21 protein-coding genes and 1 riboswitch are annotated in these 25,122 nt (G+C 69.9%); of the genes, 13 read left to right on the plus strand and 8 right to left on the minus strand.

What is annotated here, in order from left to right:
- Positions 1-102: 102 nt before the first annotated feature.
- The 6 genes from thrC to AB0I03_RS14230 form a co-directional block, all read right to left on the minus strand.
- Complete coding sequence (gene thrC / locus AB0I03_RS14205; RefSeq protein ID WP_360411784.1) at positions 103-1,365, minus strand: threonine synthase; 1,263 nt, start codon at positions 1,363-1,365, stop codon at positions 103-105.
- A gap of 14 nt (positions 1,366-1,379) precedes the next feature.
- A riboswitch (SAM riboswitch) is annotated at positions 1,380-1,496 on the minus strand.
- A 164-nt stretch (positions 1,497-1,660) separates the two neighbouring features.
- The gene (gene folP / locus AB0I03_RS14210; protein WP_360412212.1) at positions 1,661-2,458 is read right to left on the minus strand and encodes a dihydropteroate synthase; all 798 of its coding nucleotides are present in this window, start codon (positions 2,456-2,458) and stop codon (positions 1,661-1,663) included.
- Between the two features lie 101 nt (positions 2,459-2,559).
- Positions 2,560-3,669, minus strand: coding sequence for a hypothetical protein (locus tag AB0I03_RS14215; RefSeq protein ID WP_360411787.1), 1,110 nt, complete (start codon positions 3,667-3,669; stop codon positions 2,560-2,562).
- A 37-nt stretch (positions 3,670-3,706) separates the two neighbouring features.
- Positions 3,707-4,597: an HAD-IB family hydrolase gene (locus AB0I03_RS14220; protein WP_360411790.1), complete on the minus strand. Its 891-nt coding sequence runs from the start codon at positions 4,595-4,597 to the stop codon at positions 3,707-3,709.
- Between the two features lie 550 nt (positions 4,598-5,147).
- On the minus strand, positions 5,148-6,221 hold the full coding sequence (locus tag AB0I03_RS14225; RefSeq protein WP_360411793.1) for a DUF5667 domain-containing protein: 1,074 nt from the start codon (positions 6,219-6,221) through the stop codon (positions 5,148-5,150).
- A 460-nt stretch (positions 6,222-6,681) separates the two neighbouring features.
- The gene (locus tag AB0I03_RS14230; protein ID WP_360411796.1) at positions 6,682-7,503 is read right to left on the minus strand and encodes an ECF subfamily RNA polymerase sigma factor, BldN family; all 822 of its coding nucleotides are present in this window, start codon (positions 7,501-7,503) and stop codon (positions 6,682-6,684) included.
- Positions 7,504-7,849: 346 nt separating this feature from the next.
- Here AB0I03_RS14230 and AB0I03_RS14235 point away from each other — a divergent pair, with 346 nt between their 5' ends.
- From AB0I03_RS14235 to hemB, 6 genes are all read left to right on the plus strand, one after another.
- The gene (locus AB0I03_RS14235; protein ID WP_360411799.1) at positions 7,850-8,098 is read left to right on the plus strand and encodes a glutaredoxin family protein; all 249 of its coding nucleotides are present in this window, start codon (positions 7,850-7,852) and stop codon (positions 8,096-8,098) included.
- Between the two features lie 276 nt (positions 8,099-8,374).
- Positions 8,375-9,109 (plus strand): redox-sensing transcriptional repressor Rex, encoded by a 735-nt coding sequence (locus tag AB0I03_RS14240; protein ID WP_360411802.1) that lies wholly within the window; start codon positions 8,375-8,377, stop codon positions 9,107-9,109.
- 31 nt (positions 9,110-9,140) lie between these two features.
- Positions 9,141-10,544: a glutamyl-tRNA reductase gene (locus tag AB0I03_RS14245; RefSeq protein WP_360411805.1), complete on the plus strand. Its 1,404-nt coding sequence runs from the start codon at positions 9,141-9,143 to the stop codon at positions 10,542-10,544.
- A 15-nt stretch (positions 10,545-10,559) separates the two neighbouring features.
- Positions 10,560-11,540, plus strand: a complete 981-nt coding sequence (gene hemC / locus AB0I03_RS14250; protein ID WP_360411808.1) for a hydroxymethylbilane synthase — start codon at positions 10,560-10,562, stop codon at positions 11,538-11,540.
- The gene (locus AB0I03_RS14255) at positions 11,537-13,117 is read left to right on the plus strand and encodes a uroporphyrinogen-III synthase (protein ID WP_360411811.1); all 1,581 of its coding nucleotides are present in this window, start codon (positions 11,537-11,539) and stop codon (positions 13,115-13,117) included. Before hemC ends, AB0I03_RS14255 begins: the two co-directional genes overlap by 4 nt.
- Positions 13,118-13,142: 25 nt before the next feature.
- Positions 13,143-14,129: a porphobilinogen synthase gene (gene hemB / locus AB0I03_RS14260; protein WP_360411814.1), complete on the plus strand. Its 987-nt coding sequence runs from the start codon at positions 13,143-13,145 to the stop codon at positions 14,127-14,129.
- 72 nt (positions 14,130-14,201) lie between these two features.
- Here hemB and AB0I03_RS14265 read toward each other — a convergent pair whose 3' ends face one another.
- On the minus strand, positions 14,202-14,867 hold the full coding sequence (locus AB0I03_RS14265) for a TetR/AcrR family transcriptional regulator (protein ID WP_360411817.1): 666 nt from the start codon (positions 14,865-14,867) through the stop codon (positions 14,202-14,204).
- A gap of 94 nt (positions 14,868-14,961) precedes the next feature.
- Between AB0I03_RS14265 and AB0I03_RS14270 the strand changes: the two genes are divergently transcribed.
- The gene (locus AB0I03_RS14270) at positions 14,962-17,100 is read left to right on the plus strand and encodes an MMPL family transporter (RefSeq protein ID WP_360411820.1); all 2,139 of its coding nucleotides are present in this window, start codon (positions 14,962-14,964) and stop codon (positions 17,098-17,100) included.
- 11 nt (positions 17,101-17,111) lie between these two features.
- On the opposite strand, the gene AB0I03_RS14275 is transcribed toward AB0I03_RS14270, so the two are convergent.
- Positions 17,112-18,176 carry a UDP-N-acetylmuramate dehydrogenase gene (locus tag AB0I03_RS14275; protein ID WP_360411823.1) on the minus strand — a complete coding sequence of 355 codons (1,065 nt, stop codon included), beginning with the start codon at positions 18,174-18,176 and terminating at the stop codon, positions 17,112-17,114.
- Between the two features lie 47 nt (positions 18,177-18,223).
- Here AB0I03_RS14275 and AB0I03_RS14280 point away from each other — a divergent pair, with 47 nt between their 5' ends.
- From AB0I03_RS14280 to AB0I03_RS14305, 6 genes are all read left to right on the plus strand, one after another.
- The gene (locus tag AB0I03_RS14280) at positions 18,224-18,970 is read left to right on the plus strand and encodes a hypothetical protein (RefSeq protein WP_360411826.1); all 747 of its coding nucleotides are present in this window, start codon (positions 18,224-18,226) and stop codon (positions 18,968-18,970) included.
- 226 nt (positions 18,971-19,196) lie between these two features.
- Positions 19,197-20,291: a sn-glycerol-3-phosphate ABC transporter ATP-binding protein UgpC gene (gene ugpC, locus AB0I03_RS14285; RefSeq protein WP_360411829.1), complete on the plus strand. Its 1,095-nt coding sequence runs from the start codon at positions 19,197-19,199 to the stop codon at positions 20,289-20,291.
- A gap of 152 nt (positions 20,292-20,443) precedes the next feature.
- Positions 20,444-21,628, plus strand: a complete 1,185-nt coding sequence (amrS, locus tag AB0I03_RS14290) for an AmmeMemoRadiSam system radical SAM enzyme (protein ID WP_360411832.1) — start codon at positions 20,444-20,446, stop codon at positions 21,626-21,628.
- A 23-nt stretch (positions 21,629-21,651) separates the two neighbouring features.
- A complete protein-coding gene (gene amrB, locus AB0I03_RS14295; protein ID WP_360411835.1) occupies positions 21,652-22,458 on the plus strand; it encodes an AmmeMemoRadiSam system protein B in 807 nt (268 codons plus the stop codon).
- A gap of 265 nt (positions 22,459-22,723) precedes the next feature.
- A complete protein-coding gene (lysS, locus tag AB0I03_RS14300; RefSeq protein ID WP_360412215.1) occupies positions 22,724-24,178 on the plus strand; it encodes a lysine--tRNA ligase in 1,455 nt (484 codons plus the stop codon).
- Positions 24,179-24,424: 246 nt separating this feature from the next.
- Positions 24,425-24,781 (plus strand): Lsr2 family protein, encoded by a 357-nt coding sequence (locus tag AB0I03_RS14305; protein ID WP_208498769.1) that lies wholly within the window; start codon positions 24,425-24,427, stop codon positions 24,779-24,781.
- Positions 24,782-25,122 lie beyond the last annotated feature (341 nt).

Raw genomic sequence — 25,122 nt, forward strand, 5'->3', positions numbered from 1 at the left:
GTCGGGTACCCGACACAAGCATTCACATCGGTCACGCTCAGTGATAAATTCGGGAGTTCGGAAAGCGTTTGACTGGCAATGCTTTCCAAACTCCCGCTCCACTCAGGACTCGAGAAGTCCCGCTTCCTTTGCCGCCTTCAACGAAGGCTTCACGGTGTGCGTCGGTCCGACCAGCGAGGACACTGCATCGAGCGTTTTCAGTCCCTCACCGGTGTTGTAAATGACCGTCTCGGCCTCCGGGTCCAACTGCCCCGACTCCAGGAGCTTACGGAGCGTAGCGACGACCACGCCGCCGGCCGTTTCGGCGAAGACCCCGGTCGTCGCCGCGAGCAGCCGCACGCCCTCGCGGATCTCGTCGTCGTTCACTTTGGCCATGCCGCCGCCCGTGCTGCGGCACGCCTCGATCGCATAGGGCCCGGCCGCCGGGTCCCCGATGTTGAGGCTCTTCGCGATGCCCGTCGGCTTCACCGGCGTGATCACGTCGGTGCCCTCGGCGTACGCGTCGGCGATCGGGCTGCACCCGGCCGACTGCGCGCCGAAGACCCGTACCTTGCCCGGCTCGACCAGCCCGATCTCGGCCGACTCCTCGAACGCCTTGTGGATCTTGGTCAGGAGTTCGCCCGAGGCCATCGGCACCACGACCTGCTCCGGCAGCCGCCAGCCGAGCTGCTCGGCCACCTCGTACCCGAGCGTCTTCGAGCCCTCGGCGTAGTAGGGGCGGATGTTGACGTTCACGAACGCCGTCGTCTCGAAGTCGTCCGTCTCCGTCAGCTCCGAGCACAGCCGGTTCACGTCGTCGTACGAGCCCTGCACCGCGACCAGCTTGCCGCCGTAGATCGCCGACTGCACGATCTTCCCCGGCTCCAGGTCGTGCGGGATGAACACGATCGACGGCACGCCCGCGCGGGCCGCGTGCGCGGCCACCGAGTTCGCCAGGTTCCCCGTCGAAGCGCACGCGAACCGGTCGAAGCCGAGCTTGATCGCGGCCGAGACCGCGGTCGACACCACGCGGTCCTTGAACGAGTGGGTGGGGTTCGCCGAGTCGTCCTTCACCCACAGCTTGCGCATCCCCAGGGCCTTGGCGAGGTTCTTCGCGTCGATGAGCGGGGTCAGGCCCGGGTTCAGGCTCACCCGGTCCTCGGGGTGGACGCCGACGGGCAGCAGCGGCGCGTACCGCCAGATGTTCTGCGGGCCGGCCTCGATCTGCTCACGCGTGACCTTCGCCAGCTCCGCCTGGTCGTAGTCGACTTCGAGCGGCCCGAAACACTGCCAACAGGCGTGCTGGGCTACAAGCTCATAGGTGGCGTTGCAGTTGCGGCAGACCAGGCCCTTGGCCGGGCTGTCGTCGAACAGGGTATTGGACATACGAGAAGGCTCCTCCCTCATCTTCCCCGCGCAGCGGGCCGGAATTGGCACCTGCCGCCTGCCCTCGAAGAGCGGGTCGGTGGTTGCCGCAGCGTCACAGGGCCGGACCCCTCAGCTGCTCTGGATGAAGTACGAGCCGAATGCTACGGGTGTGACAGCCGCATCCGCAACCGATGTTCCAAGTTTCGAGATGGGCTCGCAATCCCACCGGTCCGATCGGTGCACCGCGCACGCCCAGGTCACAGCGCACTGCGCCGCAGCGCGCCGACGGCGCGCTGTCCGTGATCTGTCAGGCCTACCGGGCCCGGCGCGTCGCCATCCACACGGCCCGCGCATCGGCCGTCCCGGCCACGTCGTGCACCCGCACGCCCCACGCGCCCGCCTCGAACGCCAGCAGCGAGGTCGCCAGCGTCGCCGCCTCCCGCTGCCCCACCGGACGCGGCTTCCCGCTCTCGTCCTCCAGGAGCTTCCCCAGGTACGACTTGCGCGAAGCGCCGAACAGCACCGGGAACCCCAGCGCCACGAACTCGTCGAGGTGCGCCGAGAGCCGCCAGTTGTGCTCTGCCGACTTCGCGAACCCCAGGCCCGGGTCCAGGATCAGCTTCGAGCGGTCCACACCGGAGTCCAGGGCCGCCTCGACCCGGTCCTCCAGCTCGGCCTTCACATCGGCCACGACATTGTCGTAGTGCTGGAGGCGCTGCATGTCCGCCGAATGGCCGCGCCAGTGCATGAGCACCCACCGCACGCCCGTGTCCGCCACGACCCGCCCCATGTCCGGATCGGCCAGGCCGCCCGACACGTCGTTCACAACGCTCGCACCGGCCTCGATCGCCGCCGCGGCCACCGCCGCCCGGGTCGTGTCGATCGAGACGGCAAGGCCCCGTTCGGACAGCGCCGCCACCACGTCCACGACACGCGCGATCTCGGTCGCCGGATCCACCCGGTCCGCGCCCGGGCGCGTCGACTCGCCGCCCACGTCGATCAGGTCGGCCCCTTCGGCGCCCATCTGCTCGCCGTGCGCCACCGCGTCGCCGAAGTCGAGGTAGCGTCCACCGTCGGAGAACGAGTCGGGGGTGACATTGAGGACACCCATGATCTCGGGCCGGGCCGGGCCCGCCTCCTGCGGTGCGCTCAAGTCTCCAGGTGTGGTCACGGCATCGACGTTACCCGTGCCCGGTCAGCGAACGCCTCGCATTAAGCGAGGTCCGTGAGGTCCAGCACGTGCCACTCGAGCAGCTCCCCGGTCCCGGTCGACCACCACAGGCACCGCGCGTCGGCACCCGTCTCGCCCGCACTCGAGGCCACCAGGTACTCGGCGTCCCCTTCGAGGTCGAAGAGCGTCACCGTCGTCGCATCGCCCGTGGCGGCCTTGGCCTCCGCGAGCGGCTCGAACCGGTCGATGAGCCCCACGTCGGGCGACACCGCCGACTTGAAGCCCTCCGCGACGGTGACCCGGTCGCTCCCGTCTGGACGGACGAGGTCCACGCGCGCCCCGTCCTCGGCGTTCACGATCAGCCGGCACCACGTGGCAGAGCACAGCGTCAGCTCGTCCGACCCCGAGAACACCTTCACGCCCGCGCCCGTGTCGGTGCGCACGAGCTGCGCCCCGCCGAGCGAATCGGATCCGGCGCTCGCGAGCCACGGCCATGCGGCGGACTGCCACGCCCCGCGGTGGCCGACGACCTCCACGTCGCCGCCTTCGACGGCGATCGAGCGGTGCTCGGTGACGAGCGTGTCGCCGCGCGCGTTCGAGAGCCAGTGCAGCCCTTCGGCGGCGAACTGGAGGTCGTACGCGCTGCCGGCGGTGATGACGTCGCCGGTGTCGGCCGTCAGCAGCGCGGCCTCACCGGGCCTGCCGTCGGCGCCGCGCTCGGCGGTCCACAACTCGGAGACGACCCTGCCCTGCGCATCGGGCACGGTCTGGAGCCACGCGAGGCGGTCATCGGTGGCCGCAGCGGCGACCACGCCGGGCACGCCGCCGGGCTCGGCGACCACGGTCAGGACCGCCTCCCCACTAGCGGGTCGCTCCACATAGAGCAGTGACCCGGCTTCGTCGGTGCCGAGCATTGCGTCGACATCGGGGGCCGGGTCGTCGAGGACGGCGAGCGGGGTCCACGCCCGATCGTCGATGAGGCCGGGCAGGTCGACGGGCTCGGCGTCCCAGGTCTCCCACACCGTCGGCACCGCAATGGGGACCGCGGCGGTCTCGGGGCGGTCGGGGGAGGGCCAGGCGAGCCAGGCGACGGCGAGGACGGCCGCCCCCGCGAGGGTGAGCCGCTGCGCCGTGTCGATATGCCCTGCCATGCGCCCTATTCTGCTACCGGCCCGATCCGGGCCGCCGCTAGTCCCGCTCGCGGGACTTGTACAGGTACAGCAGGCCCGCGCCCACCCCGGCGGCGGCCGCGGTCGGCAGCGCGAGCTTCGCGGCGCGGCGCCCGCGGCGGTAGTCGAGGACGGGCCAGCCGTAGTGGCGGGCCTGGCGGGCGAGGCGCGTGTCCGGGTTGACGGCGATGGCGCGGCCGACCTTGCGCAGCATCGGCAGGTCGTTCGCCGAGTCCGAGTAGGCGGTGCACTGCTCGAGGTCGAGGCCGCGCTCGGCAGCGAGCTGGGCGATCCCGTCCGCTTTCGCGGGGCCGTGCATGAGGTCGCCGACGAGGCGGCCGGTGTAGCAGCCCTCCTCGATCTCGGCGATCGTGCCGAGCGCCCCGGTCAGGCCCAGGCGCGAGGCGAGGACCCCGGCCAGCTCGACCGGGCTGGCCGTCACGAGCCACACCTCCTGGTCGGACTGGAGGTGGCGTTCGGCCAGGCGGCGCACGGGCGCGAGGATGCGCGGGGAGATGTCGCGGTCGACGACCTCCTCGCAGAGCGCCCGCATCTCCGCGACCGGGAACCCGGCGACGAGTTCCAGCGCGGAGGACTTGACCGAGGAGATGTGCCCGTGGTTCTCGGCGCCGAACTTGAAGCGGGCCTGCTTCCAGGCGAAGCTGAGGATGTCGCGGCCGGAGAGCACGCCGTGCTTGGCGAGGGCGCGGGCCAGCCAGTAGGTGGAGGCGCCGTGCATGAGGGTGTTGTCGACGTCGAAGAAGGCGGCGGTGGGGATGTGGGCGAGCTCGTCGTCGCCCGGCGCGGCGGGCTCGACGACGACGGAATGGGTCAGCGCGGAACCGCCGGCCCGCACGGTTCGTGGAAGGGGCGTGGCGGAGGCGGTGAAGGAAGCCTCGATCTCAGACACTCTAAAAGCCTACAAGCCTCAGGCAGACGCCCTGTAACGCCAGGACGCGAGGTCGGTGAATTTCCAGTGTGGCCCTGGTTATACGGGCAGGACGGGCGCGATGGGAAGGGCGTCAAGAAGAGCGGCGCTGCAACGCCCGGCTCCCGCGACCGCATCCCGCTCGGCGACTCCCTCCGGACCGACGACCCACTTTCGGGTGACACAGCCTTCTCAACCCCTTCGTTCTGTCGTACCCCCGCGCCATCGTGGTGACTACGGTCCCCGGGTGGGTGGGGGTTAGGGAAGGTATACGGCCTTGAGCACCTACGGCGGCGGGCCGGGACGCCTTGCGGCATCCCGGCCCGTTACTCCACACCTTGCACATGTACGGCTCCGCAAGCGTTCGCCGAGGCCGCATATCCACGACTCGGCAAGTGTTCACCGAGACCGCATATGCCCGGCTCGGTGAGTTTCACCGAGGCCGCACATGTTCGGCCCCGCAAGCGTTCACGGAAGCCGCAATTTATCGGTCCGACATCGGTCCGACCGGCATACCCCGAAGGGCGCCGCCTTACTCGAACAGGTCCGAGAGGATTCCGGTCAGTTCGCCGAGGACGTCCTCGTCCTCGGGTTCGCTGCTCGGATCACTGGTGGTCGCCGGGTCGCTCGCGCCGCCCGTCGCCGGGTCCGTCTGCGGTTCCTCGGTGCCGTCGGCGGGCTGGTCGCCCGTCGCGGGCTCCGACTCGCCGTCGGCCCCGCCGGTCGACTCGCCGTCGCCGGTCTCCGCCGTACCGCTCTCGGTGCCGTTGGCGCCGCTCGGCTCGACCGGGGCCGTCGCGTCCATCGAGTCCTTCGCGCACGAGCCCGGGATCGGGCCCAGCTCGTCGGTCTCGCCGCCGGACTCGGTGCAGTCGAGCGCGCCGCGCAGCTCCACCGAGCGGACCGCCGCGGCCTCGAGCACCGCGACCAGCTCCTCGCCGGCCGTCAGCGCCTCGCCGTCGAGCTCGGCCACCAGGTCCTCGAGCACCCAGCGGTGCTCGTTGGTGAACAGGTCCACGTAGTCGAGCGGTGCCGGGTCGCCGCTCTCCACCGCGACCTCGCCCAGCAGCGCGGTGCCGCTGCGCAGTTCGCCCGTGGCGTCGCTCAGCGCGCTGGCGACAGCCGCGTCGTCGCCGACGACCTCGGTGGCCTCCTGGATGCGCGTGCGCGCGAACTCCAGGTACAGCTGCGCGCGCCCGAGGTCGTTGCCCGCCAGAGCGAGCTGCGCCCGCTCGGTGGAGCGCTTGACCCCGTAGAGCGTCTCGCCCGGCAGCGCGTCCCCTGAGGCCGCTGAGACCCCGGAGACGGCCACGGTGCCGGTGAGCAGGGCCGCCACGATCGCGAGGCGGCGCCCGCCGCGGGGGCGGCGCGGGAACATGTCGTCGAGCACCGGCGCCCGCTTGGTCTCGGGCACGGCGGCGCTGGCGCGGGCCCGGGCGGTGACGCCGATGCCTTCTTCTGCGGCGACGGCCATGAGCCGCCGCCTGGTGGCGTCGTGCCATTGCTGCGACGGCCGGCTGGCGGCCATGAGCTGCTCGCCGAGACCGCCGAGTCTTTCGGTGACGCCGACGAGTTCGGCGAACGCTTCCGCGGCATCCGTGTGCACTGTCGCGGTCGATTTGTCAGCGCTGTGCTGGTGAGGGAGGGAGGGTTCCTCGGAGTCAAGCAGCCGTGCGAATTCCTCCGCGCGGCGGCGCTCCATAGGGTTCAAAGTCACCGGGCACACCCCCTCTCACTGCATGGATCCTGCTCCTGTACTGAGAACAACGCACGAGTAGCCCCTGAGGTTACGGTTCGCCGAGAACCTTGCGACGCGGACCACTTTGTCCGCCTCGCAGCGCGGTTCCACGGCGGCAGAGGGCCGGTGAACGGCCCTGACCTGGCAGTGTCGGTCCGGCCGGGTAGGGTCCGGCCGATCATTGATGACGGGTTCGCGGGTCGGTGCCCGCGGAGACGGGATTTTGTCGGGTTTCCGACAGCAGCCTGAGCCGTCGGAGAAGGGAATGGGAAAGGGATCGGAAACGCCCCGCCCGCCTTGGCGACCGCTCGCGGAGCCATAAATGTGCTCAGCCTCGGAAGCCGTCCGGCAGCAGCCGGGCGAGGGTGCGCACGGCCCGGTACTGCAGGGCCTTGACCGCGCCTTCGTTCTTGCCCATGGTGCGGGCGGTCTCGGCGACGGTGAACCCCTGCAGGAACCGCAGGACGATGCACTCCTGCTGGTCGGGGTTGAGCTTCTTGACCGCGGTGAGGAGGGTGGCGTTGGTGAGCTTCTCCAGCGCGGCGGTCTCGGGGGAGGTGGTCGGGTCCGTCTCGGGGGAGTCGGTCCCCAGGACGTCGGGTTTGACGATCTCGAGCCGGTACCGGCCCGATTTGAAGTGGTCGACGACGAGGTTCCGCGCGATCGTCACCAGCCAGGCCCCGAAGGCCCGGCCCTGCCAGCTGAAGCTGGAGATGCGGCGCAGTGCCCGGAGGAACGTCTCTGAGGCGAGGTCCTCCGCCAGCTGGGCGTTGTTCACGCGGAAGTAGATGTAGCGGTAGACCGTTTCGCTGTAGCGGTCGTAGATCTCGCCGAAGGCGCTCGGGTCGCCGTCCTGGGCGCGTGCCACCAGGTCGGCCACTTCGTCGCCGTCGACCTGGTCGGTGCTCGGGTCGTGCTGGTCGGGGCCGGCGGCCTCGGTGGCGCCGCCCGCGGCGCCGGCGCCGGAGCGCACGTGGTGCTGCTCGGCGGTGCCGGTGTCGAGGCTCAGGACCGTCCAGACGGCCTGCCGGAGCCGCTCGAAGGTCGGGGCGGGCAGCCGCACCAGGGTCTCGGCGACGGCGGTTGCATTCAGGTAAGGGGCGAAATCTGCCGTGAGCATTGCGGTGTGGTTCGCGTACGTCGTCACCATTGCTGGTGCAATACCGGGCACTAGTGGCCTCCTCGTGTGAGGGGTCGGGCCGAGTCATGCGATCGGGTCCCGCAGGGACTGACCCGCCTGAGTCTAGAAATCAGGAAGGCCGCCGACGCGGATTTGCGTTCGGCGTGTCGCGTTCGGTGACGGCTTGGCTGCGGATGATGTCGGCGTTCGCCCGGCGCACCGACGTACCCTTCTTCGCGGGGGCGGAATCCCACCATTACCTCCCCAAATGTTTGGAGGTCCGCGTTCGCGGACCGGTTCTGGCTCAATAGTGATCGAGGAATGACGGAGGGTGTCGCACAGATTGTGCGATCTTCTGATCCAGGGAGGGAGCAGGGTGAACAGGCTGACGCTGTTGACTACAAGGGATTGCCATCTCTGCGGCGCCGCGCGCGCCGATCTCGGCCGGGTGGCGCGCGAGGCGGGCCTCGGTTTCACCGAGATCGACGTCGCCGATGACGCTGCGTTGGCGCGCGAATACGGGGACCGGCTGCCCGTGGTGCTGCTCGACGGCCGCGAGCACAGCTACTGGGACGTCGACGTGCCGCGCCTGAAACGCGATCTCGAGACTTCCTCGAATTCGTGATGCCGGGGACGACGCGCCGAAAAACACTGATTTACGGGCATCAGCGGTCTTTTAGGGCAAAATCAATCCGGACGGCGGCTCGCCGGGAACCGGCTTTCGGTACAGCTGGGCTTCGCCCAGTGTTACGGGGGTGTACCGCACCGGTCCCGCGAGCCGCCGAGTCGCGTCCGGCGCGGGTTAGCGCCGCCTGTGCGAGCTCCCCCACGGTCCACCTCCTAAGCTGGGTTGCGCGCCGGTGAACGGCGGCGCGGAACTAGCGGACCTGGAGTTCCACCATTGACGACCACCGGCGAAGGCACTGACCACCGGGCCCCCAGCGGCCCTCCCGCAACGGCCGCCGACCTCCCGGCCGCGACGGTCAGGCGCCTGCCCGAGTACCTGCGGGCGCTCAGCTCGCTGGGCGAGTCCGGCGTCGAGACCGTCTCCTCCGAAACCCTCGCGGCCGCCACGGGCGTCAACTCGGCGATGCTCCGCAAGGACCTCTCCCAGCTCGGGGCCTCCGGGATGCGCGGTGTCGGCTACAACGTGGCCGCGCTCGCCGCCTACATCGCGGGTGTGCTCGGACTCACGAAAGACTCCCGCGTGGCCATCATCGGCCTGGGCCACTTGGGCCAAGCCCTGGCCAGGTACCCCGGGTTCTCCGAACGCGGCTTCGACATCGTTGGCCTCTTCGACGCCGACCCGGGCATCATAGGGAAGGACCTGGACGGGATCCTGGTGCGCGACGTGGCGCTCCTGGCCGGCGCGGTACGTGACGAAGGCATCAACATAGGGGTCATCGCCACACCTGGCGCAGCCGCGCAACACGTGGCCGACCTACTCGTAGATGCTGGTGTCACAAGCATTCTCAACTTCGCGCCATGTGTTCTCGCCGTGCCGCAGGGCGTGGCGGTCCGCAAGGTCGACCTGGCCGTCGAGCTGCAGATCCTCTCCTTCCACGAACACCACAAGACCATCGGCCGGACGAACACAGAGGTCAAGCAGTCACGCCGCCCGCTCGCGGGGACGTGAGAGAGTACGGCCGAGAGACGGGAACGGTGAAGTGAACCTCCTGGTAGTGGGCATCTCGCACCGCAGTGCCGCGGTGGAGACCCTGGAACGGCTCGCGGTGGGCCCCGAGGCCGCCGCCGATCTCGCGCGCTCGCTCCTGAGCGGCGGCGAGGTCCGCGAAGCCGTCGTGCTCTCGACCTGCAACCGCGTCGAGGTCTACGCCACCGCTGCCACCTTCCACGGAGGCCTCTCCGCGATCGTCGACGAGCTCCACCGCGTCTGGGGCCTGAACGAGTCCGAGGCGGAGCTCGACTTCGCCTCCTGCGGGTACGTGCGCCACGGCGCCGACGCCGCCGCCCACGCCTTCCGGGTCGCCGCCGGCCTCGACTCCATGGTCGCGGGCGAACCGCAGATCCTCGGCCAGCTGCGCGACGCCTACGAGACCGCCCGTGAGGCCGACCAGGTCGGACGCCACCTCCACGAGCTGTTCCAGCAGGCCCTGCGCGTCGGCAAGCGGATCCACGCCGAGACCGACGTGGACGCCGCCGCGCCCTCCGTCGTCACCGCCGCCCTTGAGCTCGCCGAGCGCGAACTGGCCCGCGCCGGGTTCGCCAACGGCCTCACCCAGGCCCGCGCCGCCGTCGTCGGCGCCGGGGCCATGGGCAGCCTCGCCACCGCGACCCTCGCCCGCTCGGGCGTCACCTCCCTCAAGGTCGCCAACCGCGACCACGAGAAGGCCGAACGCCTCGCGTCCGTCTGGGACGCCGAGACCGCCGCCTACGACGACCTCACTTCCCTTGCCGCGCAAGTCGACCTGCTCGTGTGCGCGACCTCCTCGCCCGAGCCGGTGCTGCGCGCCGTCCACCTCGCGGGCCGCACCGCGCCGCTCGTCGTCTGCGACCTCGCCCTCCCCAAGGACGTGGCCGAGGAGGTGTCGCGGCTCGACCACGTGCACGTCGTCGACATCGCCGAGATCCAGCGAGCCGACGCCGCCGGAGCCGCCGCCGACACCCTCGCCGAAGTCGAAGCCCTGCTCGCCGAGGAGATCGCGGCCTACAACGAGAGCCTGCGCGCGGACGCCGTCACGCCCACCGTCGCCGCCCTGCGCTCGGCCGCCGCCGACATCGTCGAGGCCGAGCTCTCCCGCGTCGCCCGCCGCGGCGACTTCACCGACGACCAGCGCGCCGAGGTGGCCCGCACCGTGCACCGCGTAGTGCAGCGCCTCCTCCACGAGCCCACCGTCCGCGTCCGGGAACTCGCCGGGCAACCCGGCGCGCCCGACTACGCCCGCGCCCTGCGCGACCTGTTCGCGCTCGACGCGGCCGCCGTCGCCGAACCGCAGAGCGGCGACCTCGCGGAAGCCCTCAAGATCAATCCGGTCCTCGCGACCGAAGCACGCAACACCCTCGGCACTGCCCCGCAGCAGCCCGGAGCGCCTTCGCGCCGCCGGCCTTAGGAAGGGAAACCACCTGTGATCCGAATCGGGACCAGGGGATCGAAGCTCGCGCTCGCGCAGAGCGGCATGATCGCGGACGAGATCACGCGCCTCACGGGGGAGCAGGTCGAGCTCGTCGAGATCAAGACCACAGGAGACGGCACCACCGTGCCCGTCGCCCAGCTCGGCGTCGGGGTCTTCGTCAACCAGCTGCGCGATGCGCTGGAGCGCGAGGAGATCGACATCGCCGTCCACTCGTACAAGGACCTGCCCACGGCCCAGCCCGAGCACCTCGTCATCGCGGTGCCCCCGCGCGCCGACCCCCGGGACGTGCTCGTCGCCTCCGACGGCCGCACCCTCTCCGACCTGGGGCCGGGCGCGCGGATCGGGACCGGTTCGCCCCGGCGCATCGCACAGCTGAACGCCCTGGGGCGCGGCTTCGAGTGCGTGCCGATCCGCGGCAACATCGACACCCGCATCGGCCGCGTCGGCGACGACCTCGATGGGGTGATCCTCGCCGCCGCAGGCATCAAGCGCATCGGACGGCAGGCGGAGATCACCGAATACCTGGACCCGCTAGTGATGCTTCCCGCCCCGGCACAAGGGGCATTGGCGGTCGAATGCCGCAAAGCCGACATGACATCTGCGCGGATCTCAAGTAAGCTCAACGACCGGTACGCACAGGCCGCCGTCGCCGCCGAACGCGCCCTTCTGCAACGACTCGAAGCCGGATGCAGCGCTCCCGTCGCCGCACTCGCCGATGTCGCCGAAGGCGCTTCGCCAGACGAGGTCGACCTGTATCTGCGGGGGGCCGTCGGTGCCGAGGACGGTTCCGTCATCGAGCGGCTCTCGACCACCGCCGCTCTCCCTGACACAGGCGACGCGGGCGCCGCCGAAATGGCCGCCCGGGCCGCCGCCGTGGGGCGAGCGCTGGCCGAGGACCTCCTCGAAGCCGGTGCCGAGCAACTATTGAAGTTAGACCCAAGCTCTAGACGACTGTTGATGGAGAGAACATGACCAGTGCCCGTAAGCCGGTGGGCCGCGTGCGTTTCGTCGGGACCGGCCCAGGCGACCCGGGACTGCTGACCAAGCGCGCCCTCGACGCGATCCGCGAGGCCGACCGGGTCTACTACGACCGGTCGCTCCCGCAGTCGCTCATCGAGACCGCGAAGGAGCTCAACGGCGACGACTCGCGGATCAAGCTCATCGAGTCCTCCCCGAGCGACCAGGGCAAGCTCATGGCCGCCGCCGCGCGCGAGGGCGAGAACATCGCCCGCCTCATCGTCGGCGACGCGTACCCGAACCGGCTGGCCAAGGCCGAGATCAGGGCCGCCAGCGCCGAGCAGGCCCGCTTCGAGGTCATCCCGGGCATGAGCCACGCGCAGGCCGTCGCCGTGTACGCGGGGATGCCTCCGGGGGAGATCCGCACGGTCATCGACATCGACGACATCGCCTCCATCGAGCCGCTCATGATCGCGGACGCGATCAAGCGCGGCAGCCTCACCGTCACCGCCGACGTCTCGGACCTGTCGAGCCTGCGGGACATCCTGCTCGCGGGCGGCGTCTCGGGTGAGACCGCCGTTGCGGTCACGGGCGACGCGACCGGCGAGACCGAGTACACCACGACGTCCTCTGTGGACACCTTTGTGGAGGCTGCGCTCGGCTATGCCGGGCAGGTCGTGCTCACCATCGGCCCCGGGGTCGACGACCGGCACGAGCTCGCGTGGTGGGAGGGCCGCCCGCTGTACGGCTGGAAGGTCCTCATCCCGCGCACCAAGGAGCAGGCCGGCATCATGTCGGAGCGCCTGCGCGCGTACGGCGCGATCCCGTGCGAGGTGCCGACGATCGCCGTCGAGCCGCCCCGCACGCCCGCTCAGATGGAGCGGGCCATCAAGGGCCTGGTCGACGGCCGCTACGCGTGGATCGTGTTCACCAGCCAGAACTCGGTGAAGGCGATCTGGGAGAAGTTCAAGGAGCACGGCCTGGACGCGCGCGCGTTCGGCGGGCTGCGCATCGCCTGCATCGGCGAGGCCACCGCGAACGCCGTGCGCGAGTTCGGCATCGAGCCGGAGCTGATCCCGACCGGCCAGCAGTCCTCGGAGGGCCTGCTCGAGGTCTTCCCGCCGCACGACCCGATCCTCGACATGGTCGGCCGGGTCCTGCTGCCGCGCGCCGACATCGCGACCGAGACCCTGGTCTCGGGCCTGACCGAGCGCGGCTGGGAGGTCGACGACGTGACCGCGTACCGCACGGTGCGCGCGTCGCCGCCGGCCGCTGACATCCGCGACGCCATCAAGTCCGGCGGGTTCGACGCGGTGCTCTTCACCTCGTCGTCCACGGTGCGCAACCTCGTGGGCATCGCGGGCAAGCCGCACCAGCGCACCGTGGTGGCGTGCATCGGCCCGGCGACGGCCGACACGGCGACCGAGTTCGGTCTGCGCGTGGACGCCAAGCCGGACAACGCCTCCGTCCCGGACCTCATCGAGGCCCTCGCGGAGTACGCCATGGAGCTGAAGCAGCGCCTGGCCGAGGGCCCGATCAAGACCCGCCGGGGCCAGAAGATCCAGGGGCCGACGGCCCTGAGGTTCCGTTAACGAAGACAGTAAGGAAGTGGTCGCAGTGCCGAACAGTCCCGAGTTCCCGGTCATCCGCCCTCGGAGGCTGCGACGCACTGCGGCCCTTCGCCGTCTCGTGGCCGAGACGCGCGTCCATCCCGCGGACCTGGTGCTGCCGGTGTTCGTCAAGGAGGGCCTGATCGAGCCGGTCGAGATCGCCTCGATGCCGGGCGTGTACCAGCATTCGGTGGACTCGATCCGCAAGCTCGCGGTCGAGGCCGCGCGGGCCGGGATCGGCGGGCTCATGCCCTTCGGCATCCCGGCGGTGCGCGACGCGATCGGTTCGGCCGCAACCGATCCGAACGGCATCTTGAACGTCACGACGCGGGTGATCCGCGAGGAGGTCGGCGACGACCTCGTGGTCATCCCGGACCTGTGCCTCGACGAGTTCACCGACCACGGCCACTGCGGCGTGCTCCGCCCGGACGGCACTGTGGACAACGACGCTTCGCTGGTGCGGTACGCCGAGATGGGTGTGGCCCTTGCGGAATCGGGCGCGGACCTGCTCGGCGCCTCGGGGATGATGGACGGCCAGATCGGTTATGTGCGTGCGGCCCTTGACGAGGCGGGCCGCACCGACACTGGTCTCCTGGCGTACGCGGCGAAGTACGCGAGCGCGTTCTACGGTCCGTTCCGCGACGCGGTCGAGTCCCAGCTCCAGGGCGACCGCCGCACGTACCAGCAGGACAACGCGAACGTGACCGAGGCGCTGCACGAGATCGACTTGGACATCCAGCAGGGCGCGGACATCGTCATGGTCAAGCCCGCGCTGCCGTACCTCGACATCGTAAAGGCCGCCGCGGAGCGCAGCCCGGTTCCCGTTGCGGCGTATCACATCAGCGGCGAGTACGCCCAGATCGTGGCGGCGGCTGAGCGAGGCTGGATCGACCGCGACGCGGCGATCCTGGAGTCCCTGACCAGCATCAAGCGAGCCGGTGCGGGCGTCATCGCCACCTATGCGGCAATGGAAGCGGCGGCGCTCCTCCGCTAGAGCGGCAGATCTTCAGGAAGTGCCGTGCTGCCTGGCATCGGTGCCCATTGATGACCCGACAGCGGTTGAGCCTCAATCGCCTTGGCCTCGCGTGCGCGTATTGCGCTGCGGCGTTGCATCCGGATCGATTCGGGGCGACAGGTAGTTGAAGAGGACTTCCTTCGTCTCGGTGACTATGGCAGGCAGTTCGTCCTCGGTCGCGCTCATGATGAGGGGGAGCAGGCCCCTGAAGAGGTGGACCGCGACTTCCGCCGTGCGGGTTCGCTGTTCGGCCGGGAGGTCGGGGGCTCGTCGTTCGAGGATCTGGTCGAGGCGTTGGAACATGAGCTTCTGGGCTGGTTTCTTCGCGCCGGCGAGTTCCGGTGAGAGGTGCGGGTCCGACATGAGCGCGTAGAACCCCGGGTTGGCGCGGTCGAAGGCGACGACCGGGTCGATGGTGCGGTCGAGCATCTCCGGCAGCGGCAGTTCGGCCACGGCCGGGTCGAAGGCTTCGCCGTGGGCCGCTCGGAGTCGGGCCACATACCGCGCCATGAGCGCTTCGGCGATGGCGTCCTTGTTCTGGAAGAACTGGTACAGCGTCCCCGGGGAGGCGCCCGCGCGCCGGGCGATCTCGTTCGTGCCCGCGGCTTTGTAGCCGCGCTCGGCGAAGACCGCTGCGGCGGCGTCGAGCAGTTCCTCGATGCGCTTCTCGCCTCTGGCCTGGCGTTTTCGTTCGGGCTTCGCTGTGTCGTCGGGCACGATGCAATCTCCGGCTTGAAATTACGAGCGATCGCTCGTATTTTTATTTGCGAGTGCTCACTCGCATTCTCAAGTCTAGCCAGTCGGAGACCCCATGCACCGCCTCGGTCGATTCACCGTGCACCGCAGACGCATCCTGCTCCTCGCCGCACTCCTCGTCCTCCTCGCCAGCGCCTTCATCGGCTCCGGCACCATGAACGCGCTCGTCCTCTCCCGCTTCGAAGCGCCCGGTTCCGAGTCGATCGTCGCCGGGGACGAACTCGACGAGCGCTTCGGCGTCGGCAGCGCCAACTTCCTGCTGCTCGTCACCGCCGCGGACGGCGACGTGGACTCGGCCGCGAGCGCCGCCGCCGGCACCGCCCTCGCCGCCGAGCTGGCCGCCGCCGACGGCATCGCGACCGTCGACTCCTACTGGGACACCGACTCTCCCGCGCTGCGCTCCGAGGACGGCTCCCAGGCGCTCATCACCGCCTACGTGCCCGGCGACGTCACGTATGTCAGGGCCGAACTCATTCCTGAACTGAAGGAGAGGTTCGCCCGGGACGACGGGACGCTCGCCGTCGCGGTCGGCGGTTCCGACGAGATGTTCCGCGAGGCCGCCGAGCTGGCCCGCGAGGACTTCGTGCTCGCCGAGGCGATCATCATCCCGGGGATGCTGGTGCTGCTCATCGTCCTCTACCGGCGCCCGGCCGCGGCGTTTCTGACCCTGGGCGTCGGGATCTTCGCGCTCGCACTCTCCTTGGCCGCCATGCGCGCCGTCGCGGCGATGACCGAGGTCTCGACGTTCGCGGCGAACCTCATCCTGGTCATGAGCATGGGCCTGGCCGTCGACTACTGCCTGTTCATCGTCAACCGCTTCCGGGAGGAGTCGGTGCGGCACGACCGCGCCGAGGCGGTCGCCCGCACCGTGGCCAGCGCGGGCCGCACGGTCGTCTTCAGCGCCGTCACGGTGGCCGCGAGCCTGTCGGTGCTGCTGCTCATGCCCTTCCCGTTCCTGCAGTCCTTCGGGTACGCGGGGATCGTCGTGCCGCTCGCCGCGCTCCTCGGCGCGGTGGTCGTACTGCCTGCGGCCCTGGCGGTCTGGGGCGGACGGGTGGTGCGCGCGCGTCCGGCCCGGCCGGTCGAGGCGGGCCGGTGGTTCCGGCTCGCGTCCGCGGTCATGCGCCGTCCGCTCCTCTGGGGCGGTGCCGCGCTGGTCCTGGTGCTGACGTTGGCGTCGCCGATGCTGGGCGTCCGTTTCGGGGTCGCCGACGAGCGGGTGCTGCCGGAGGACGCGGCGAGCCGGGTGGTCACCGACCAGGTGACCGCGGGGTTCGCAGCCGAGGAGACCGACGCGTTCCAGATCCTCGTCGCGGGGGCCGAGGCGCAAGCGCTGGAATCGTATGCGGTCGAACTGTCGACTGTGGATGGAGTTGCGCAGGTCGACTCCGGCCTCGGACGCTTCGTGGACGGCATCGCCGTCGCGCCCGGAGACACCGAGCGCTTCACCGAGAACGACGGTGCCACTTGGCTTTCCGTGGTACCGACCATGGAGGTGATGCGGGAGGACCCGTACGGACTGGTCGGCGACGTCCGCGCCGTCGACGCCGGGTTCACGACCTCGGTGTCCGGCTACCCTGCCGACCTCGCGGACTTCCGCGACGCGCTGCTCGACCGGCTGCCCCTGGTGATCGGCCTCATCGTCCTCGTCACCTTCGTGATCCTGTTCCTCATGACCGGCAGCGTGATCGCGCCCGTCAAGGCCACCATACTCAATGGACTCTCGCTGGCGGTGATGTTCGGGGCCATGATCTGGGTCTTCCAGGACGGGCACCTCTCCGGCCTCATCGGGTTCACCCCGCAGGGCTCGTTCGAGCCGAGCATCCCGATCCTCATGTTCTGCATCGCCTACGGCCTGTCCATGGACTACGAGGTGTTCATGCTCTCGCGCATCAAGGAGGAGTACGACCGCACCGGGAACCGGACCGGTTCGATCGCGGCGGGCCTGCAGCGGTCCGCGCCGCTCGTGACCGCCGCGGCGGCCGTGCTGGCATTCTCCTTCGCGGTATACGCGACCGGCGACATGGTGTTCCTGCAGATGCTCGGCCTCGGCATGGCTCTCGCAGTGCTCGTGGACGCCACCGTGATCCGCGGGATACTGCTGCCCGCGCTCATGCGCCTCACGGGCCGGTGGAACTGGTGGGCCCCGCCCCCGCTGCGGCGCCTCCACGAACGGATCGGCCTGCGGGACTGAGCCTGCGGGGTTTACAGCTCCGCGTTGACCATCACCGGCTCGGGGTGGAGGCGGACGCCGAACGCCGCTTCCACACCGTCGGCCACCTCCGCGGCGAGCGCGAGGACATCGGCCGCGCTCGCACCGCCGCGGTTCGTCAATGCGAGGGTGTGCTTCGTCGAAAGACCGGCCTCGCCCCTGCGGTGGCCCTTCTCGAAACCGGCCGCGCCGATGAGCCACGCCGCCGAGACCTTCACCAGGCCCTCACCCGCAGGCCAGTGCGGCGGCTCGCCCCCGGCCCGCTCGGCCACCTTGCGCAACGCCCCCGCGTCGATGATCGGGTTCGTGAAGAACGAACCGGCGCTCCACGTGTCGTGGTCGTCCTCGTCCAGCACCATGCCCTTGCCCCGGCGCAGCTCCAGGACCGCCTCCCGGACCAGATGCACCGGCGCCCGGTCGCCCACCTCGACCTCAAGCCGCTTCGCCAGCTCCGCATACGCGATCGGCTCCGACTCCTCGCCCTCCGCGAGCCGGAAGTCGACGCTCAGCACCAGGTACCGGTCCGAGTGCTTGAACACGCTGCGGCGGTACGCGAACCCGCACTCCGCCGGCGACCAGTCGCGGATCTCGTCCGCCTCCCGGTCCCACACCTTCACCGCCGCGATGGTCTGCGCGACCTCCTGGCCGTACGCGCCCACGTTCTGGATCGGGGTCGCCCCGGTCGAACCGGGGATCCCGCTCAGGCACTCGACACCCGAGAAGCCGTTGCTGACGGTCCAGGCGACGAAATCGTCCCACACATGACCGGCCTGGACCCGGAACAGCTCGGGGCCGACCTCCTCGATGCCCTCGCCGCGCAGCAGCACCACCGTCCCGTCGAAGCCCGCGTCGCCGATCACGACGTTCGAGCCGCCCCCGAGCACCAGCGTCGGACCGGCCGCCCCGCGGATCGCCGCGACGGCCTCCGACCAGTGGCGGGTCTCGATCATTTCGCGGGCCGGACCTCCTATCCTCAGCGTCGTGTACTCGCTGAGGGACCTGCCCGGGACCGGGCCGTTCGGAGCCTGCTCGCGCGGCGTTGGACTGGCGTGTGTCACACCGGAAAGCCTAAGCTTTACGCAGGCTACGAGGAACGGCGGTCACCATGGCTAAGCTGCGCATCACCGACTACCTCACCGAGTTGAAGACCGAGGCCGCAGGCCTGCGCTCGGCGTGCGGACCCGAAGTCCTCGACCGCGTCGCCCCCTCCCGCCCCGACTCCACCGTCGCCGGCATCCTCCTCGAACTCGCCCGCGAATACCGCTGGGCCGTCGAAGCCCTCTTCACCCGCCCCTCAGCAGACCAGGACCTCCCGCAGCCGCCACCGGTGACCGCCGAGGGCACCGCCGTGCTCGACGTGTACGACCAGGCGCTGGCGTCCGTGCTCGACGCGATCGAGGCGCGCGGGGCCGACTCGCCGGCGTGGACGTGGGCGCCCGTGGAGTGGCGGGGCGAGTTCTGGCACCGCAGGGTCGCCGTCGCCACCGGGCTGGCCCGCTGGGACGTCCAGATGGCCGTGGGCGCCACCGCGCCCGTGCCCGTGGCGCTCGCCGCCGAGGCGATCAGCGAAGTGTTCGAAGCGTTCCTGCCCGTCGGCGCCCGCCGCGGCGCCCATCCGCAGGCCTCGGGCCTGGTGCAGCTGTTCGCGCAGGACGCGGACGCGACCTGGTTCGTGCGCCTGCGGGACGGCCGGGTCGCGCTGCTCGACCAGCCCGATTCGCGCACCGAACTGCAGGCCCGCGCGGCGGGCTCGGCCTCGGACATCGCCCTCGCGCTGTGGGGCCGGCTGCCCTTCGGGATCTGCGACGTGGCCGGCGACGAGGGGCTCCTGCAGGCCATGCGGGTGGAATAACGTTTCGGTAAACCTTCCCAGTAAACCGGACAAACGTTCGGCAGCGACTTGGCAAAGGCATTCCCCCGCGGCTAGGCTCACCTCACGACCGCACGGTGCTCCGCATCACGCGGTCGTGATCGCAGCGCAGGGTCGCGCCGCTCCGGCGAGGTCCCGTCTGTGATGAAAAGCCGCCTTTTACTACGGATCGTCTGGCACGTGCCTGCCAGTGAAAGGGACCATAATCATGGCCACAGTGACGTACGCCGGTGCCACGCGCATCTACCCGGGCACCGAGAAGCCCGCCGTCGACAAGCTCGACATCGAGATCCAGGACGGCGAATTCCTCGTCCTCGTCGGCCCCTCCGGTTGTGGAAAGTCCACCTCCCTCCGGATGCTCGCCGGCCTCGAAGAGGTCGACGAAGGCTCGATCTTCATCAACGACACCGACGTGTCGAACCTCCCCCCGAAGTCCCGCGACATCGCGATGGTCTTCCAGAACTACGCGCTCTATCCGCACATGTCCGTCTTCGACAACATGGCGTTCGCCCTCAAGCTGCGCCGCATGCCGAAGGCCGAGATCAAGCAGCGCGTGGAAGACGCCGCGAAGCTCCTCGACCTCCAGGACTACCTCGGCCGCAAGCCGAAGGCCCTCTCCGGCGGCCAGCGCCAGCGCGTCGCCATGGGCCGCGCCATCGTGCGCGAGCCGCAGGTGTTCCTCATGGACGAGCCGCTGTCGAACCTCGACGCCAAGCTCCGCGTCCAGACCCGCTCGCAGATCGCCTCGCTCCAGAAGCGCCTCGGCATCACCACCGTCTACGTCACCCACGACCAGGTCGAGGCGCTGACGATGGGCCACCGCATCGCGGTCATGAAGGACGGCCTGCTCCAGCAGTGCGACACTCCTCGTACGCTGTACGACGCGCCGAAGAACACCTTCGTCGCCGGCTTCATCGGCTCCCCGGCCATGAACCTGAAGACCGTCAGCCTCACCGAGGCCGGCGGCCTGTTCGGCGACGTGACCCTCCCGCTCTCGCGCGAGGTCCGCGACGCCGCCACCCAGGACGGCGGCGACCAGAAGGTCACCATCGGCATCCGCCCCGAGCACTGCAAGCTCGGCACCGAGGGCTCCGGCGGCATCCCGATCGAGGTCGACCTCGTCGAGGAGCTGGGTTCGGAGGCCTACGTGTACGGCCACGCCGCGTACAACGGCGACTCCGAGCGCTTCGTCGTCCGGACCGAGTCGGCCAACGTGCCGCGCCTGGCCGAGACCGTGTACGTCGTCCCCGAGCCGGGCCACGAGCACGTCTTCCACGCCAACACCGGCGAGCGCCTGAACTAGTACCGCCGGGCCGCACACAGGCCCGCAACGGTCGAGACCGGTAGGGGTCGCGCCGAGCAGACCGATCGCTCGGGGCGGCCCCTTTCGCGTGCGCACCGCTCGTGTCGATGCCGAAACGCACCGGCAACGGAGCGGGCGCTACCGTAGTGAGTATGGCCACCCTCACTCCCCGTAGGCCACGGACCGCAGGGGCCGACGAGTTCACCGTCGGCACCGGCTTCCACCGCGCCCTCGACGACGGCCGCCTCGAGTGCACCGTCTGCCCCCGCGCCTGCCGCCTGCGCGAGGGACAGCGCGGCCTGTGCTTCGTGCGGGCCCGCCACGGCGACCAGATCGTGCTCACCTCGTACGGGCGCTCCTCGGGGTTCTGCATCGATCCCGTGGAGAAGAAGCCCCTCAACCACTTCCTGCCCGGCACGCCCGTCCTCTCCTTCGGCACCGCCGGATGCAACCTGGCCTGCCGGTTCTGCCAGAACTGGGACATCTCCAAGTCCCGCGAGATCGACACGCTCGCTTCGGAGGCCGAGCCCGAGACCCTCGCCACCACCGCGAAGCGCCTGGGCTGCAGGTCGATCGCGTTCACCTACAATGACCCCACGGTGTTCCTCGAATACGCCGCGGACTGCGCGGACGCGGCCCGCGAGGCCGGGCTCAAAGCGGTGGCGGTCTCGGCGGGGTACATCAGACCTGAAGCGCGACGAGAGCTCTACGCGCACATGGACGCCGCGAACATCGACCTCAAGGCGTTCACCGAGGAGTTCTACCGCAAGATCGCGTTCGCTTCACTGAGGACTGTCCTCGACACACTCGAATACCTGGTGCACGAGACCGACGTGTGGACCGAGATCACCACGCTGCTCATTCCCGGGCACAACGATTCGGATGCGGAGATCGCCGCCGAATGCGCGTGGATCCATGAGCACCTCGGACCCGACGTGCCGCTGCACTTCACCGCGTTCCACCCGGACTTCAAGATGCGCGACGTGCCGCCGACCCCGGTCGCGACACTCCGCCGGGCCAGGCGCATCGCCTGCGACGCGGGCCTGCGCCACGTCTACACCGGCAACGTGCACGACCCCGAAGGCCAGACCACGACCTGCTCCAGTTGTGGCGAAGCCCTCATCGTGCGTGATTGGTACCGAATTGACCGGTATGCAGTGTCGGATAGCGGACAGTGCGGCCGTTGCGGCGCGAACGTTCCCGGAGTTTTCGACGGACCGGCGGGAGACTGGGGTCCCAAGCGGCAACCGATCCGCATCGCCCCGCCGTCAACCAGACGAGCACCGGCACACGACGATATTGCGGCTCACCGACCAGAGCCTTCACACCGACCATAGGAACCACCACCGGAAGACCTGCGATGCCTTCGATCAAATCAGACACCGTACGGCCCGCTGCCGTCGCCGGACGCTTCTACCCGGCCGACCCCGGGCTGCTCCGCGCCGACATCGAGCGGCTCATCGACGCCGCCGGACCGGTGAGCGAACCGCTCGCCGCCGCCTACATCGCCCCGCACGCCGGCCACCGCTACTCCGGGCCCGTCGCCGCCGAGGTCTACGCCCGCCTCGCGGTCCACCGCGGCCGCGTCAAGCGCGTGGTCCTCGTCGGCCCCTCCCACCACTACCCGCTCCGCGGACACGCCGCCGCGCCGTACGCGCGCTGGGAGACCCCGCTGGGCGAGGTCAAGGTGGCCGCCACGGGCGTGGTCGGATCCTCGCGCCTCCCGCACGAGGCCGAGCACTCGCTCGAGGTGCAGCTGCCGTTCCTGCAGGTCGCGCTTGGCCCGGACATCGAGATCACGCCCGTCGCGTTCGGCATGGGCCAGTCCCCGGACGGCGCGAGGCTCATCAGCGCCCTCCGTGAGGAGGCCGGCGAGGACTCGGTCATCATCTGCTCCACGGACCTCTCGCACTACCACGACCAGGCCACCGCGCAGCGCATCGACGCCGTCACCGCCGAGGCCATCCGGAGCCTGCGTCCGCGCGAGATCGCCCCGCAGCACGCCTGCGGCGTCTTCGCGCTGCGCGCCACGCTCGCCTGGGCCGACGCCACCGGCCGCCGCCCGCGCCAGCTCGCACTCGCCACGTCCGCGGACACGGTGGGCGGGCCCGAGCGCGTCGTCGGCTACCCGGCGTTCGCGATCGAGCGGCCGATCCTGGCCGAATAGCGGCCCGCCCGGCGGGCGTGAGCAGCACTCGCGTGCTGTTCGATGTCGGACCCGTGTGGGAGGGTGATCGCATTTATCCGGTCGGTCGGAGGTGGATGCGGGTGGGAAGGGGCATGCCCTACGGCCGCTCCCGGCCGCGGCGCGCGGTGTGACACGGCGCGATGAGGGGAAACTCGCATGCCGCCGCGCAGGGGCGGCATTTACCCTGTAAGACGTGACCGAGCACGAGCAGCACGCAGACAGCACCGACGACCTTCCCGAGCAGATGCAGATCCGGCGCGAGAAGCGCGCCGCCCTCCTCGCGGAAGGCAAGGAGCCCTACGCGCTCGGCTACCCGCGCACCCACACGCTGGCCGAGCTGCGCGAGCAGTTCGCGGGCCTCGCCGACGGCGAGTCCTCAGGCGTCACCGTGGGCACCACCGGACGGGTGATCTTCGTCCGCACGGCCGGGAAGCTCTGCTTCGCGCGCCTGCGCGACGGCGACGGCACCGAGTTCCAGGTGATGCTCTCCCAAGGCAAGATCGGCGAGGAGCGCCTGTCCGATTGGAAGCGCCTGGCCGACATCGGCGACCACATCGGCGTCACCGGCGAGGTCGTCACCTCCAAGCGCGGCGAGCTGTCGGTCATGGCCGACTCCTTCGAGATCACCGCGAAGGCCCTGCGGCCCCTGCCGGTGGCCCACAAGCCGCTCGCGGAGGAGACGCGCGTGCGCCAGCGGTACGTGGACCTCATCGTCCGCCCCGAGGCCCGCGCGAACGCCCGCAACCGCGCCAAGGTCATCCGGTCGCTCCGCGAGCAGCTGGACGACCGCGACTTCATCGAGGTCGAGACCCCGATGATGCAGGTGCAGCCGGGCGGGGCCACTGCGCGGCCGTTCGTGACGCACATGAACGCGTACGACATGGACCTCTACTTGCGCATCGCGCCCGAGCTCTATCTGAAAAGGTGCGTGGTCGGCGGTATCGACCGCGTATTCGAGATCAACCGGAACTTCCGCAACGAGGGCGCGGACTCGTCGCATTCGCCGGAGTTCGCGATGCTCGAGGCTTATCAGGCCTACGGCGACTACCGCACGATCGCCGGGCTCACCAAGTCGCTCATTCAAGGTGCGGCGCGCGCGGTGTTCGGCTCCGAGACGGTGACTCTCGCGGACGGCACCGAGTACGATCTCGGCGGCGAGTGGGCCGAGATCACCGTGTTCGGGTCCCTTTCCGAAGCGCTCGGGGAAACCGTGACCGTCGACACCCCGCTCGAGACGCTCCGGGCTTACGCGGACAAAGTCGAACTCGGCGTCGACCCCCTCTGGGGACCCGGGAAACTCGCCGAGGAATTGTTCGAGATGCTGGTCTCCGACCACCTCCACGAGCCGACCTTCGTCTTCGACTACCCGGAGGAGACCTCACCGCTCACGCGCGGTCACCGCACCACTCCCGGGCTCGCGGAGAAATGGGACCTGTACATCCGCGGCTTCGAACTTGGCACCGGCTATTCGGAGCTGATCGACCCGGTGATCCAGCGCGAGCGACTGGAGGCCCAGGCCAGACTGGCCGCGAAGGGCGACGCCGAGGCGATGCCGCTCGACGAGGACTTCCTGCGCGCGATGGAGTACGGCCTCCCGCCGCTGTGCGGGATGGGCATGGGAATCGACCGGTTGCTTATGGCACTCACCGGACTCGGTATCCGAGAGACCATCCTCTTCCCGCTGGTGAAACCCGAATAGCAAAGCCAAAGGAACCGCGCTCGAAGACCGCCTATTCATGGGATGGCCTTCGGGCGCGGTCCCTTTTCGCCCGGAGCCGGGAGACTCGGACGCATTCAAGTCGCCCGTGGCCTGGACGGTAGCGGCGTATTCACAAATAGATGCGCCCACCCTCTTTCCCTTCGCTAATGGACTCGTATATGCTCTGGCACTAGCAAGACGGTTGTCCCGGCAGCGGTAGTCGCTACAGTTCGAGAGGAATTTGCCATGGCGAAGAAGACACAGGTCATCCTGATCGACGATATCGACGGCAGCAAGGCTGAGGAGACCGTCAAATTCGCTATCGACGGACAGGCCTACGAGATCGATCTCTCGGCCGGTCATGCCAAGGAACTGCGCGACGCCTTGGAGAAGTTCCAGGAGGCCGGCACCCGACTCGGCCGTTACAGCCTGGGCGCTCCCCGCGGCCCGGTCCGCGGCGCCGTCGCCCCCCGCCGCCAGACCGTGGACCGCGAGCAGAACAAGGCCATCCGCGAGTGGGCCGAGCGCAGCGGCAAGCGCGTCTCGCCCCGCGGGCGCATCCCGCAGGCCATCGTCGAGGAATACAACGCCGCGCACAACTAGTCAGGCACCCGGCGAACCGACTTCCATGCCCGCTCTCCCCTGGGGAGCGGGCATTTTCGTGCAGCGAACAGCGATCCAGTCGCGCAGCGAACGGCACCGCCGATCGCACTGCGAACGGCGTCGCGGGCACGCAGCGAATTCCGGCGCGGAACGGCGGCGGCGTTCCGTTCCTTGGGACGATGAGTCGGCCGGGGTGTCACACCCCTCGGGCACCATTGGATTGCCGCGGCGGGGAGAGGGGTATTGCGCTCACAGCGAACCTGTTATCACCTGGAATGGTCGAAGAGGCACGCTTGTTGTCACCCACGTGGCACCCGTCGTCCGCGGACCCGGGAGATAAG

Source organism: Glycomyces sp. NPDC021274 (genome assembly GCF_040641195.1).
Taxonomy (GTDB): Bacteria; Actinomycetota; Actinomycetes; order Mycobacteriales; family Micromonosporaceae; genus Glycomyces.

Coding starts and splice junctions, on each gene's coding strand:
- AB0I03_RS14255 (WP_360411811.1), top strand. CDS start 11,537: ATGACCAGTGCCCGTAAGCCGGTGGGCCGCGTGCGTTTCGTCGGGACC.
- amrB (WP_360411835.1), top strand. CDS start 21,652: ATGCCTTCGATCAAATCAGACACCGTACGGCCCGCTGCCGTCGCCGGA.
- AB0I03_RS14305 (WP_208498769.1), top strand. CDS start 24,425: ATGGCGAAGAAGACACAGGTCATCCTGATCGACGATATCGACGGCAGC.
- AB0I03_RS14270 (WP_360411820.1), top strand. CDS start 14,962: ATGCACCGCCTCGGTCGATTCACCGTGCACCGCAGACGCATCCTGCTC.
- AB0I03_RS14215 (WP_360411787.1), bottom strand. CDS start 3,669: ATGGCAGGGCATATCGACACGGCGCAGCGGCTCACCCTCGCGGGGGCG.
- lysS (WP_360412215.1), top strand. CDS start 22,724: ATGCAGATCCGGCGCGAGAAGCGCGCCGCCCTCCTCGCGGAAGGCAAG.
- thrC (WP_360411784.1), bottom strand. CDS start 1,365: ATGTCCAATACCCTGTTCGACGACAGCCCGGCCAAGGGCCTGGTCTGC.
- ugpC (WP_360411829.1), top strand. CDS start 19,197: ATGGCCACAGTGACGTACGCCGGTGCCACGCGCATCTACCCGGGCACC.
- AB0I03_RS14230 (WP_360411796.1), bottom strand. CDS start 7,503: ATGGTGACGACGTACGCGAACCACACCGCAATGCTCACGGCAGATTTC.
- folP (WP_360412212.1), bottom strand. CDS start 2,458: ATGGGTGTCCTCAATGTCACCCCCGACTCGTTCTCCGACGGTGGACGC.
- AB0I03_RS14280 (WP_360411826.1), top strand. CDS start 18,224: ATGGCTAAGCTGCGCATCACCGACTACCTCACCGAGTTGAAGACCGAG.
- amrS (WP_360411832.1), top strand. CDS start 20,444: ATGGCCACCCTCACTCCCCGTAGGCCACGGACCGCAGGGGCCGACGAG.